Here is a 12,352-nt window from a genome sequence, read left to right as displayed (position 1 = left end):
GACGTCCCAAACGGATCCGCGACGAGGCCGTTCGTCGCGGGAAGGTCGCCCAGCCTCAATCGCTCCGTGACCTACCGAACGTACAGTGAGCGACACGGTGATCCCGTAGTGCAGCAATGTCGCTGATACCCGGCAGGCGAGGCCGGTGCGCTCGCCACCGGTCCGCGCCGATCCGGCGCGGGGCACGATCCGTGACCTTCGGGCCGTTATCCAGGCGGCGGGGGTCGTGGACCCCACTCTCCCCTGGCACGGCGCGGCCTCAGCCAGGGCCGACCGGCCCATCGGGCAGGAAGGGACACGGCGCGATGAGCGGCGACTACGCCAGGCGGGTACGGCCGCGTGCGCTGCCGGTCGCCCTGGCGGCGATCGTCGGTGTGCTGTACGCCACCGGCTCGCTGCTCGGCTGGGGCGGCCGCGCCTTCATCGCCTGGACCGAGGCCGGCGCCGCGGGCGCCGCCGCGATCTCCCTTCTGCTGTCGTCCCGGCGCCCCGACGGCCCGTCCGCCGACCCGGCCGGTGCTCCCGGCGGCATCTGGCGCGCGTCCTGGCGGTGGTACGGCATCGCCGCCGCCTCCTGGTTCGTCGGCGCGGTCGGCGGCGCGCTGGCGTACGGCTCGGGCCGCAGCGCCCTGTCGCTGTCGGTCCCCGACCTGTTCTACCTGGTCGCGCTGGTCGCGCTCGTCATCGGCCTGGTCGCGCCGATCCGGCTGCCCCGCGACGCGGGGACGTGGCTGCGCTACGCCGCCGACACCTACGTCTGCGCCTGCGCGCTGTTCGTCCTCGGCTGGGTGGCCCTGTTCGGGAACCTGTACCACCGGTCGGGGGAGTCGCCGCCGGAGTTCCTGCTGGAACTGCTGTACCCGCTGATCGACATCGTGTTCGTCTGCGGGGCGCTGCCGTTCGTCCTCGGCGCCGCGCGCGGGCACCGCCGCCTCGCCTGGATGGGGTACGGCGCGCTGGCCGCCATCGCGGCGGCCGACATCGTGACCACGTTCGTCCGGCTGGACGGGGGCGGGTCCGCCGAGGACCCCTCCGACATCCTGCGCCTGGCCGGCCTGCTGCTCCTGCTGCTGGTGCCGTGGACGGGCCCGGCCGCCGAGCCGGCGCTGCCCGTCGACGACATCCCCGAGGACGTCGCGGTGCCCGCCGAGGAGTGCGGCCGCATGATCGGCCCCGGCCTCGCGCCCGCCGCGGTGGCCGCCGCGGCCGCGCTGTTCATCGCGGGCCACTCGATCGCCGGCAACGACGGCCTGGAGCCGGCGATCTCGATCGCCGCGGGCTCGGCCGCGCTGGTGCTGATCGCGCGCCTCGCCGCGCTGCTGCGGGAGAACGAGGCGCTGCGCCGGGCCGTGGACACCGGCGAGGAGCACTTCCGGGCCCTGTCGGAGAGCATCAACGACGCGGTGCTCATCTGCGACCTGGACGCCACCGTCCGGCACGCCAGCGCGGGCGCCCTGCGGACCTACCGCTACACCCAGGACGAGCTGCTCGGCCGCCCGCTGAACGAGATCATCCACCCGGAGGACCTGCCGCGCGTCCAGCAGGTGTTCACCGAGTTCCTCGACGAGCCGTCCGGCGACGTCGGCCCGCAGGACGCGCTGCGCGTGTCGTGCCGGCTGCGCGCGGCCGACGGGACGTGGCTGCCGACGGAGTCCACGATCTCCCGCTACAAGGGCTCGGACGGGGCGCCGTCCCGGCTCCTGGTGACCACCCGCGACCTGAGCGAGCAGGCGGCGCTGCAGCGGCAGGTCGCCCATCTGACCTTCCACGACGGGCTGACGGGCCTGCCGAACCGGTCCTACTTCGAGGAGCGCACGCGGGAGGTGCTGTCGCGGCAGGCGTCCGGCGGCAAGGCCGCGGTCGTGTTCGTCGACCTGGACGGGTTCACCGCCGTGAACGACTCCGACGGGCACGCCGCCGGCGACCAGGTGCTCGCGCAGGCGGCCCGGCGGCTGCGCGCGAACGTCCAGGCCGACGACACGGTGGCGCGGTGGGGCGGCGACGAGTTCGCCGTCCTGGTGCAGCTCCCGCCGGACGATCGTGAGACGCGCGCCACAGTCGAACTCGCCGGTCGGCTCCTTCGCGTACTTTCGGTCGACCCATACCAGGTCGGTAACAAGCACATCGTGCTGACGGCGAGTGTCGGCATCGCGTTCGCCGCCGACGCGGAGCAGCCGCACGGCGGCGGATCGGACGCGGGACGCCGGCTCCGCCGCGGCGCCGCCGAACTGATCCGCAACGGCGACCTGGCGATGGCCCGGGCGAAGGAGCTCGGCGGCGGGCGCGTCGAGGTGTACGCGCCGCACATGCACGCCGACGTCGTCCGGCGGCTGGAGCTCGGCAGCGACCTGCAGGCGGCGCTCGCCGAGGAGCAGTTCTCCGTGGAGTTCCAGCCGGTGGTCGAGCTGGCCACGTCGCGGGTGACCGGCGTGGAGGCGCTGCTGCGCTGGCGCCGGGGGAGCGAGGCGGTACCGCCGGAGGAGTTCATCGGCCTGGCCGAGGAGTCCGGCCTGATGATCCCGCTCGGCGACTGGATGCTGCGGGAGGCGTGCCGGGAGGTCGCCCGCTGGCGCGGCGACTCGTGGGACGTGGGCCTGTCGGTGAACTTCACCGCCCGGCAGATCGCCGCGCCCCGGTTCGTGGAGTCGGTCGCGGCGGCGCTGGCGGAGACGGGGCTGCCGCCGCAGGCGCTCACGCTGGAGGTGCGCGAGGAGGTCCTCGTCGAGGACGCCGACCAGAACGTCGAGCGCCTCTCCCAGCTGCGCGACCTCGGCGTCCGGCTCGCGATCGACGACTTCGGCACCGGGTACGCCTCGCTGGCCTACCTCGGGCAGCTCCCGGTCGACATCATCAAGATCGACCCGTCGTTCGTGGCGGGGCTCGGCTCGGACGAGACCCTGACGCTGCTCACCCGGACGATCGTGCGGCTCGGCAGCGACCTCGGGCTGACCGTGGTGGCGGAGGGCATCGAGCGGCCCGAGCAGCTGGAGCTGCTGCGGGAGATGGGGTGCCCGCGCGGCCAGGGGTTCCTCGTGGCGCGGCCGATGGCGGCGCAGCGGGTCGAGTCGCTGGTGCGGACGAACCTCGCCGGCAAGGCCCGTCCGGGCGACGTCCCGCTCCCGCTGCCGGGATGACCGCGGTGCGCGACACGGTCATGGGCGACACGGTCATGGGCGACACGGTCATGGGCGACACGGGCATGCGCGACACGGGCATGCCGGACACGGGCGTTACGGGCGACACACTCGTCTCGACATATGAGACAAAGCGTCCAAGGATTTGACCGGTGGCCGGACATCGGCGAAAGTGGGCACGTGCAGAGCACCTCCACCATCCTCGTAGTACTTGGTCGGCGCGCAGGCTGACCAAGTTTTCCGTCCTGCGCGCCTCCCCTCGACCGCCTCACGGCGGCGGGGGTTTTTTGTTGCCCGGCGAGCCAACACTCACTCCCCAAGGAACCGCAGAATCATGACGACCGAACAGATGACGGGAGCTCAGGCGCTGGTCCGCGCCCTGGAGAACGTCGGCGTCGACACGGTGTTCGGCATCCCGGGCGGCGCGATCCTCCCGGCGTACGACCCGCTGTTCGACTCCAGGAAGCTGCGCCACATCCTCGTCCGGCACGAGCAGGGCGCCGGCCACGCCGCCCAGGGCTACGCGATGGTGACCGGCAGGGTGGGCGTCTGCATGGCCACCAGCGGTCCGGGCGCGACCAACCTCGTCACGGCGATCTCCGACGCCTACATGGACTCGGTGCCGATCGTGGCGATCACGGGGCAGGTCGCGTCCTCCCTGATCGGCACCGACGGCTTCCAGGAGGCCGACATCGCCGGCATCACGATGCCGATCACCAAGCACAACTTCCTGGTCACCCGGGCCGAGGACATCGGGCGCACCATCGCCGAGGCGTTCCACATCGCGGGCACCGGGCGGCCCGGCCCCGTCCTGGTCGACATCGCCAAGGACGCCCTGCAGGCGACGGTCGGGTTCGAGTGGCCGGTCGCGCTGCAGCTGCCCGGGTACCGGCCCGTCACCCGGCCGCACTCCAAGCAGGTCCGCGAGGCGGCACGGCTGATCGTCCAGGCGCGGCGCCCGGTGCTGTACGTCGGCGGCGGGGTGCTGAAGGCGGGCGCGGCCGCCGAGCTGAAGGTGCTCGCCGAGCTGACCGGCGCGCCGGTCGTCACCACGCTGATGGCCAAGGGCGCCCTGCCCGACAGCCACCCGCTGAACATGGGCATGCCGGGCATGCACGGCGCGGTCGGCGCGGTCGGCGCGCTCCAGCGGGCCGACCTGCTGGTCGCGCTCGGCGCCCGCTTCGACGACCGCGTCACCGGGAAGCTGGACGGGTTCGCGCCGCACGCCAAGGTCGTGCACGCCGACATCGACCCGGCGGAGATCTCCAAGAACCGGCACGCCGACGTCCCGATCGTCGGGGACGCCCGCGAGGTGATCGCCGACCTGATCGTGGCCCTGCAGAACGAGCAGGAGGCGGGCCGCAAGGGCGACTACACCGACTGGTGGCGCCAGCTCGGCGCCTGGCGCGACACCTATCCGCTGGGCTACGACACGCCCGCCGACGGCTCGCTGTCGCCGCAGTACGTCATCGAGCGGATCGGCCGGATCGCCGGGCCGGAGGCGTACTACGTCGCGGGCGTCGGCCAGCACCAGATGTGGGCCGCGCAGTTCATCAAGTACGAGCGGCCGGGCGCGTTCCTGAACTCCGGCGGCGCCGGGACGATGGGGTACTCCGTCCCGGCGGCGATGGGCGCCAAGGTCGGCGCGCCGGACTCCACGGTCTGGGCGATCGACGGCGACGGCTGCTTCCAGATGACCAACCAGGAGCTCGCGACCTGCGCGATCGAGGGCATCCCGGTCAAGGTCGCCGTGATCAACAACGGCAACCTCGGGATGGTCCGGCAGTGGCAGACGCTCTTCTACGAGGGGCGCTACTCCAACACCGACCTGCACTCGGCCAAGCGGATCCCCGACTTCGTCAAGCTCGCGGAGGCGTACGGTTGCGTCGGCCTGCGCTGCGAGAAGGCCGAGGACGTCGACGAGGTCATCGCCAAGGCCATGGAGATCAACGACGCCCCCGTCGTGATCGACTTCGTCGTCCACCAGGACGCCATGGTGTGGCCGATGGTCGCGGCCGGCACCACCAACGACGACATCAAGATCGCCCGGGACATGGCGCCCGAGTGGGAGAACGGAGACTGACCCCGATGAGCCTGCACACCCTCTCGGTGCTGGTGGAGAACAAGCCCGGCATCCTGGCTCGGGTCGCGGCGCTGTTCTCCCGGCGCGGCTTCAACATCGAGTCCCTCGCGGTGGGCACCACCGAGCATCCGGAGATCTCCCGGATGACGATCGTGGTGAACGTCGCCGACCTGCCGCTGGAGCAGGTCACCAAGCAGCTCAACAAGCTGATCAACGTGCTGAAGATCGTCGAGCTGGATCCCTCGGCGTCCGTCCAGCGCGAGCTCGTGCTGGTCAAGGTGCGCGCCGACGCCGAGACCCGCTCGCAGGTCCTGGAGACCGTGACGCTGTTCCGCGCCAAGGTGGTGGACGTCGCGCCCGACGCCGTCACGATCGAGGCGACCGGCAACCGCGACAAGCTGGACGCGTTCATCAAGATCCTGGAGCCGTTCGGCATCAAGGAACTGGTGCAGTCGGGCATGGTGGCCGTCGGCCGCGGCGCCCGGTCCATCACCGACCGCTCGCTGCGGGCCATCGAGCGCAGCGCCTGACCCCGCGACCCGGACCGCCGCCCGCGGGCGGCACCAACCACACCAACGAAAGGCAACAGCACTGTGGCTGAGATGTTCTACGACGACGCCGCCGACCTGAGCGTGATCCAGGGCCGGCACGTGGCGATCATCGGCTACGGCAGCCAGGGGCACGCGCACGCGCTCTCGCTGCGCGACTCCGGAGTCGACGTGCGGGTCGGGCTCCGCGAGGGGTCGGCCAGCCGGGAGAAGGCGGAGGCCGAGGGCCTGCGCGTGGTCACCCCGGCGGAGGCCGCCGAGGAGGCCGACCTGATCATGCTGCTGGCCCCCGACCACCACCACCGGGAGATCTTCGAGAAGGACATCAAGCCCGCCCTCGTCGAGGGCGACGCGCTGTTCTTCGGCCACGGCTTCAGCATCCGCTACGACCTCGTCCAGCCGCCGGAGGGCGTGGACGTGGCCATGGTCGCGCCGAAGGGCCCGGGCCACCTCGTGCGCCGCCAGTTCGTCGCCGGGCGCGGCGTGCCGGTGATCGTGGCCGTGGAGAAGGACGCGTCCGGCAACGCCTGGCCGCTGGCGCTGTCCTACGCCAAGGCCATCGGCGGCCTGCGCGCGGGCGGCATCAGGACGACCTTCACCGAGGAGACCGAGACCGACCTGTTCGGCGAGCAGTCGGTGCTGTGCGGCGGCGTCTCCGAGCTGATCAAGACCGGGTTCGAGGTGCTGACCGAGGCCGGCTACCAGCCGGAGGTCGCCTACTTCGAGGTCCTGCACGAGATGAAGCTGATCGTCGACCTGATGTACGAGGGCGGCGTGTCCAAGATGTACTGGTCGGTGTCCGACAACGCCGAGTACGGCGGCTACAGCCGCGGCCCGCGCGTGATCACGCCGGAGACCAAGGCCGCGATGAAGAAGATCCTCGGCGAGATCCAGTCCGGCGAGTACGCCAAGGAGCTGGTGGACGAGTTCGAGGGCGGCCAGAAGAAGTTCACGCAGTACCGCGAGGAGCTGGCCCAGCACCCGATCGAGAAGACGGGCGCGGAGCTGCGCCCGATGATGAGCTGGCTCAACGACTGAGCCCTTCCGCGGCGGCGCGGGGACCGGTGCACGGTCCCCGCGCTTTCGCATGTCCGGGGGGTGCAGGCTCCACGCGCGGGCTCGCGTGCTCGGCGGCGGAAGCGGATCCTGCCGCGATGCGACGCGGGCTGTGCTCTCTGCCGGACGCGCGTCCTCGCAGGATGACGTCGACGAACGTCCGGCCGGACTCGACGCGCGGGGGGAGGCCGCGCTCAGCGTCAAGGCCCCGCTCCGTCGGCCACGGCGAATGCCGGACGGTGCGTCTCCTCGGATGCATACTCGGTATTGCCTGGCGCATACTCGGTATGCATACTTGGTAGGCATGTCCATCCGTCACGGTCTGCTGGCCCTGCTCTCCCAGGGGCCCCGCTACGGCTACCAGCTGCGCGCCGAGTTCGAGTCGTCCACCGGCGCCACCTGGCCGCTCAACATCGGCCAGGTCTACTCCACCCTGTCCCGCCTCGAACGCGACGAGCTCGTCACGCGCGTCGGCGCCGACGACGAGGGCCGGTTCGTCTACCGGATCAGCCCGGCGGGGGAGGAGGACGTGCGGCGGTGGTTCTCGACCCCCGTCGCCCGATCCGACCGGCCCCGCGACGAGCTGGCGATCAAGCTGGCGATGGCCGTCACCACGCCCGGCGTCGACGCCGCGCACGTCGTCCAGACCCAGCGCACCGCCACGCTGCGCACCCTGCAGGACCTCACCCGCCTCAAGGCCGACGCGCCCGCCGTCCCCGCCGACCAGGGCGACCGCGCGTGGCGGCTGGTCCTGGAATCCATGATCTTCCAGGCGGAGGCCGAGGTCCGCTGGCTGGACCACTGCGAGGCCTACGTCCGCCGCGCCGAGCCCGCTGCGCCGTCCGCCCCCGCAGCACCGTCCGCCCCGGGCGAGGCGGCCGCTCCGGCCGACGAGGAGGCGCGGCGATGAGCGCGCTGGCGATGCGGGTGGTGTCCCGCGACCACGGCGCCGGCCCGTCCCTCGTCCACGCGCTGCGCGAGGTGACGCTGGACGTTCAGGCGGGCGAGTTCGTCGCCGTGATGGGCCCGTCCGGCTCCGGCAAGTCGACCCTGCTGGCGCTGGCCGGCGGGCTCGACCGTCCCACGGCCGGGCAGGTCCTGGTGGACGGCGCCGACCTCGGCGGGCTCGGCCGGGCCGGGCGGGCCGCGCTGCGCCGCCGCGGCGTCGGCTACGTCTTCCAGGACCTCAACCTCATCCCGAGCCTCACCGCGTGCGAGAACGTCATGCTGCCGCGCGAGCTGGACGGCGCCCGCGCCCGCACGGCCCGCAGGGAGGCGCGGGAGGCGCTCGCGGAGGTCGGCGTCGCCGAGCTGGCCGACCGGTTCCCCGACGAGATGTCCGGCGGCCAGCAGCAGCGCGTCGCGATCGCCCGCGCGCTGGTCGGCGAGCGGCGGCTCGTCCTGGCCGACGAGCCCACCGGGGCGCTCGACAGCCACACCGGCGAGGACGTCCTGCGCGTCCTGCGGGCCCGCTGCGACGCGGGCGCGTCCTGCCTGATGGTCACGCACGAGTCGCGGCACGCCGCCTGGGCGGACCGGATCGTGTTCCTGCGCGACGGCCGGATCGTCGACGCCACGCCCCGCCCGACCGGCCCCGAGAGCCTCCTGCAGGAGAAGCTGTGAACCGCTACGTCTTCGCGCTGCGCATGGCCCGCCAGGACGCGCTGCGCGCCAAGGGCCGCACGGCGCTCGTGCTGTCCATGATCGGCCTGCCGATCGGCGTCGTCGTCGCCCTGGCCGTGCTGCGCTCGACCTCCGCGGCGGGGATCGAGGAGGGGGGGTCCGGCGCCCCGAGCGGCGCCGAGTCGGCCGTGCTCGCGATGATCATCGCGATGGTCGCGCTGGAGGTCGTCCTGCTCGCCGGGCCGGCGTTCATGGTGGACGTCCGGCGGCGGCGCCGCGACCTCGCGCTCGTCGCGGCGTCGGGCGGCGCGGGCCGGCATCTGCGCGCCGTCGTCCTGGCGAGCGGCCTGCTCCTCGGCGGGACCGCCGCGGTGGCCGGGGCCGGGCTCGGCATCGCCGCCGCGGCCGTCGTCGCGCGGGCCGCGGGCGGACCGGGCGGGTACGGCCCGTTCACCGTGCCGTGGACCATGGTCGCCGTGACGATGCTGCTCGGCGCGGGCAGCGGCCTGCTCGCCGCCCTGGTGCCCGCGTGCCAGGCGGGCCGGATGGACGTCGTCGCCGCCCTCGCCGGGCGCCGCGAACCGCCCGGCCCGGCGCGGCGCGGCCTGCCGATCGCCGGCGGCCTCCTCGTCCTGGCGGGCCTGGCGACGTCGCTGGAGGGCGTCCGGGCGCTGCGCGAGTTCGGCGCCGCGCTCGGCGCCGCGGCGATCATCGTCGGCCTCGTGCTCGCCTCCCCCTGGATCGTCGGGGCGACCGGGCGGCTCGCGCCGCGGCTCCCGCTGCCGCTGCGCCTCGCCGTCCGGGACGGCGCCCGCAACCGGGCCCGCACCGCGCCCGCGGTCGCCGCGATCATGGCGGCCGTGGCGGGCGTCACCGCGCTGGCCATCGGGGGCGTCAGCGACTACCGGCAGCGGCAGGTGGAGTACCAGGCGCAACTGCCGCACGGCTCGGCGCTGATCCGGCTGCCGCAGGACGGGAACGACGGCGCCGCCGCGGCCGCCGTCCAGCGCGACCTGCCGGGCGTGCCCGTCATCCCGCTGCGCACCCTGCCCGGACCGGACGGGGTCTGCCTGTTCGAGGACACATCGAAATGCCCTAGTTTGTCCTTCTCCGCCAAGCCGGACGGGACGGCCTCCGCCGAGATCCTGCAGACCGTGGTCGGCGGCCCCCGGGAGGCCCGGCTGCTGCTCGGCCGCGACGATCCCGCGGTGTCCTCGGCGCTGGCCGCGGGCAAGATCGTCCTGTTCCGGGTGCGCCCGCTCGACCGCGGCACGGTCACCGCCGACGTGACCTACTGGGACGACGACCGCCGGCACACGCTCGCGACCATCAAGGACCTGCCGGCCGTCGCCGCCGAGGGGGACCCGCACGTGCGCGCGATCGTCCCGCCGAAGGCCGCGGAGGACCTCGCCGCGAAGGGCGGCGTGCGCATCCGAACGGAGGCGTACGGGGTGGACCGCGCCGACCACCGGGTCACCGAGGCCGAGGAGACCCGGCTGACCAAGACCATGGGGACCTTCGGCCACGACTCCAGCGCCGTCCACGTCGAGCGGGGCTTCACCGAGTCGTTCGGCAGGATCACGCTGGCGCTCGGCGCGGCCGCGGCCGTCCTGGCGCTCGGCGCCACCCTGATCGCCACCGGGCTCGCCGCCGCCGACGCCCGTCCCGACATGGCCACCCTGCGCGCCGTCGGCGCCCGGCCCCGCACCGGCCGGCTGCTGACGATGGGCCGGGGCGCCTTCATCGCCGCGCTCGGCTGCTGGCTCGGCATCGCCGGCGGGCTCGTCCCCGGCCTCGCGGTGACGCGCCCGCTCACCGACAGCGTGGAGGAGACCGGCGCCGCCCCGCACGGCACGATCGTCGACGTCCCGTGGCTGCTCCTGCTGGCGCTCGCGGTCGGCGTCCCGCTCGTCGCGGCCTGCGCCACCGGCGCGGTGACCGGCGGCCGCCTCCCGGCCCGGCGCACCCCGGGTTAGCGGAGCCCGCCGAGCCGCTCGGCCACGCGCCGCCGCTGGTGATAGCGTCCGGCGCGTGGTCGAGGCGACTGCGGTGCAGGGACCGGCCGGCGGCTCCGCCGCAGGCCGCGGGGGCGCCGCCCGGCGCCGGCGCGCCGCCCTGACGGCGCTGGTCGCGGCGAGCGCGCTGCTCTACGGGGCGTACTCGCTGATGCGGCTGCGCGCCTTCCGGACGGGCAGCTACGACCTGGTGATCTTCGACCAGGCGATCCGGTCCTACAGCCGGTTCGGCGCGCCCGTCGCCATCGTCAAGGGCGTCCACAACGACTTCGGCCCGGACTTCTCGATCCTCGGCGACCACTTCTCGCCGATCCTCGCGCTGCTCGCTCCGCTCTACCGCGTCCACGACGGCCCGGCGACCCTGCTGGTCGCGCAGGCCGTCCTGCTCGCGCTCGCGATCCCGCCGATCTGGCGGTACACCGAGCGCAGGCTCGGCGCCCGCGCCGCCTACTGCGCCGCGGGCGCCTACGCGCTGTCCTGGCCGATCGCCGAGGCGCTCGCCTTCGACTTCCACGAGGTCGCCTTCGTGCCGCTGCTGTCGGCGCTGCTGGTCGAGCGGCACGACGCGGGGCGGCGGCTCCAGGCGGCCGCCGCCGCGTTCGCCCTGCTGCTGGTCAAGGAGGACATGGGGCTGCTGCTCGCGGGCTTCGGCCTCTACCTGCTCACCCGTCCCGCCGGAGGCGGGCGGCGGGGCCTGCGCGGCGTCCTGCCGCCGGGCGACCGGCGGACGGGCCTGGCCTACGTCGCGGTGGGGCTGGCCGCGACCTGGGCCTGCTCCCGCGTGGCCATCGCGGCGTTCGGCGGGGACAACGACTACTACTGGGCGTACGGGGCGCTCGGCCCCGACCTTCCCCACGCGGCGGTGCACGCCGTCACCCACCCGTGGGACGTCGCCAGCGTCCTCGGAACTCCGCCGCAGAAGCTGCTCACCATGGCCCTGGTGCTGCTCCCGCTGCTCCTTCTTCCGCTGGCGTCCCCGCTGACCCTCACCGCCGTCCCGCTGCTCGCCGAGCGGATGCTCGCCAGCCGGTTCGGCAACTGGTGGGAACCGCATTACCACTACAACGCCTTCATCGTCGCCGTGCTCGTCCTGGCGGCGGCGGACGGCGCGACGCGGCTGCGCGGCCGGGCCCGGTTCGCACGAGGCGGTCTGGGACGGCTGCCGTCCGCCGCGCCGATGGCGGGAATCCTCGCGGTCACGGTCGCGTGCGTGCCGTTCTTCGCCTACCGCCACCTGGCCGATCCCGCGCTGTGGCGGCCGAACGAGCGGGCCCGGGCGGCGTCCGCGGCCGTCGCGCGCATCCCGGACGGCGCGCTCGTCGAGGCCGCCAACGGCCTCGGCCCGGCGCTGACGTCCCGCGCCCGCGTGCTGCTGTGGGACGACCGCTCGCACGGCGCGCCCTGGGTGATCGCCCAGGTGGAGCGGTTGGAGTTCCCCTTCGGTTCGCCCGCCGAGCAGCGGCGGAGGGTCGAGGGGCTGAAGGCGGAGGGGTACCGGGAGGTCTTCCGGAGGGACGGTTACGTCGTGCTGCACCGGGACGTCCCCGACCCCTGGTGAGGCGGGTCCTCGGGAGGGCGGATCCGGTAAGGGAACCGCTGATAAGGCGAAACGCGGCTTTTGGACGGATTGTCCGATGACCGATCATCGTCGCACGGGTAAGAATTCCAGTGAAGGCGCCGCCCGGCCAATCATCCCTATCCTTTCTGGGTACTTTGCCAGATACTTGAAGAAAGCCGTTACGACCGCGGTCGGCGCGGGAGAACCCGCGCGAACACCCCGCGACCTCGGCCGGAGCGGGCCTTGGGGCGTGGCATGAGCGGTGTGAGGCTGAACGGCGGCGAGGCGAGGGCACGGGTGGGCGGTGGCCCGGAATTCCTCGCCCGGCGGGCAAT

The 12,352-nt window shown here is 73.7% G+C and carries 9 protein-coding genes; all 9 read left to right on the top strand.

Annotation, left to right across the window (positions count from 1 at the left end; genetic code table 11):
• Positions 1–305 precede the first annotated feature (305 nt).
• The 9 genes from CHC11_RS18520 (at position 306) to CHC11_RS18485 (ending at position 12,017) form a co-directional block, all read left to right on the top strand.
• Positions 306–3,134: a putative bifunctional diguanylate cyclase/phosphodiesterase gene (locus tag CHC11_RS18520; RefSeq protein WP_089312974.1), complete on the top strand. Its 2,829-nt coding sequence runs from the start codon at positions 306–308 to the stop codon at positions 3,132–3,134.
• Positions 3,131–3,283, top strand: a complete 153-nt coding sequence (locus CHC11_RS41375; protein WP_179278888.1) for a hypothetical protein — start codon at positions 3,131–3,133, stop codon at positions 3,281–3,283. The genes CHC11_RS18520 and CHC11_RS41375 overlap by 4 nt, the downstream gene beginning before the upstream one ends.
• A gap of 62 nt (positions 3,284–3,345) precedes the next feature.
• Positions 3,346–5,217 carry an acetolactate synthase large subunit gene (locus tag CHC11_RS18515; protein WP_281258341.1) on the top strand — a complete coding sequence of 624 codons (1,872 nt, stop codon included), beginning with the start codon at positions 3,346–3,348 and terminating at the stop codon, positions 5,215–5,217.
• A gap of 5 nt (positions 5,218–5,222) precedes the next feature.
• Positions 5,223–5,747, top strand: coding sequence for an acetolactate synthase small subunit (gene ilvN, locus CHC11_RS18510; RefSeq protein WP_089312972.1), 525 nt, complete (start codon positions 5,223–5,225; stop codon positions 5,745–5,747).
• 72 nt (positions 5,748–5,819) lie between these two features.
• The gene (ilvC, locus tag CHC11_RS18505; RefSeq protein WP_089312971.1) at positions 5,820–6,803 is read left to right on the top strand and encodes a ketol-acid reductoisomerase; all 984 of its coding nucleotides are present in this window, start codon (positions 5,820–5,822) and stop codon (positions 6,801–6,803) included.
• Positions 6,804–7,125: 322 nt separating this feature from the next.
• Positions 7,126–7,731, top strand: coding sequence for a PadR family transcriptional regulator (locus CHC11_RS18500; protein WP_089312970.1), 606 nt, complete (start codon positions 7,126–7,128; stop codon positions 7,729–7,731).
• Positions 7,728–8,444 (top strand): ABC transporter ATP-binding protein, encoded by a 717-nt coding sequence (locus CHC11_RS18495; RefSeq protein ID WP_089312969.1) that lies wholly within the window; start codon positions 7,728–7,730, stop codon positions 8,442–8,444. Before CHC11_RS18500 ends, CHC11_RS18495 begins: the two co-directional genes overlap by 4 nt.
• Positions 8,441–10,420 carry an FtsX-like permease family protein gene (locus CHC11_RS18490; RefSeq protein ID WP_089312968.1) on the top strand — a complete coding sequence of 660 codons (1,980 nt, stop codon included), beginning with the start codon at positions 8,441–8,443 and terminating at the stop codon, positions 10,418–10,420. Before CHC11_RS18495 ends, CHC11_RS18490 begins: the two co-directional genes overlap by 4 nt.
• Positions 10,421–10,475: 55 nt before the next feature.
• The gene (locus CHC11_RS18485) at positions 10,476–12,017 is read left to right on the top strand and encodes a DUF2079 domain-containing protein (protein WP_089312967.1); all 1,542 of its coding nucleotides are present in this window, start codon (positions 10,476–10,478) and stop codon (positions 12,015–12,017) included.
• The last annotated feature ends 335 nt before the right edge of the window (positions 12,018–12,352 follow it).

The sequence above is a fragment of the Actinomadura mexicana genome (assembly GCF_900188105.1).
Taxonomy (GTDB): Bacteria; Actinomycetota; Actinomycetes; order Streptosporangiales; family Streptosporangiaceae; genus Spirillospora; species Spirillospora mexicana.
The sequence above is the reverse complement of the archived record's forward strand: the minus strand, read 5'-3'. Positions and strand labels throughout refer to the sequence as shown.

What these genes read in the sequence shown, in the direction of transcription:
- ilvC (WP_089312971.1), top strand. Translation starts at nt 5,820, where the DNA reads ATGTTCTACGACGACGCCGCCGACCTGAGCGTGATCCAGGGCCGGCAC.
- ilvN (WP_089312972.1), top strand. Translation starts at nt 5,223, where the DNA reads ATGAGCCTGCACACCCTCTCGGTGCTGGTGGAGAACAAGCCCGGCATC.
- CHC11_RS41375 (WP_179278888.1), top strand. Translation starts at nt 3,131, where the DNA reads ATGACCGCGGTGCGCGACACGGTCATGGGCGACACGGTCATGGGCGAC.
- CHC11_RS18495 (WP_089312969.1), top strand. Translation starts at nt 7,728, where the DNA reads ATGAGCGCGCTGGCGATGCGGGTGGTGTCCCGCGACCACGGCGCCGGC.
- CHC11_RS18500 (WP_089312970.1), top strand. Translation starts at nt 7,126, where the DNA reads ATGTCCATCCGTCACGGTCTGCTGGCCCTGCTCTCCCAGGGGCCCCGC.
- CHC11_RS18520 (WP_089312974.1), top strand. Translation starts at nt 306, where the DNA reads ATGAGCGGCGACTACGCCAGGCGGGTACGGCCGCGTGCGCTGCCGGTC.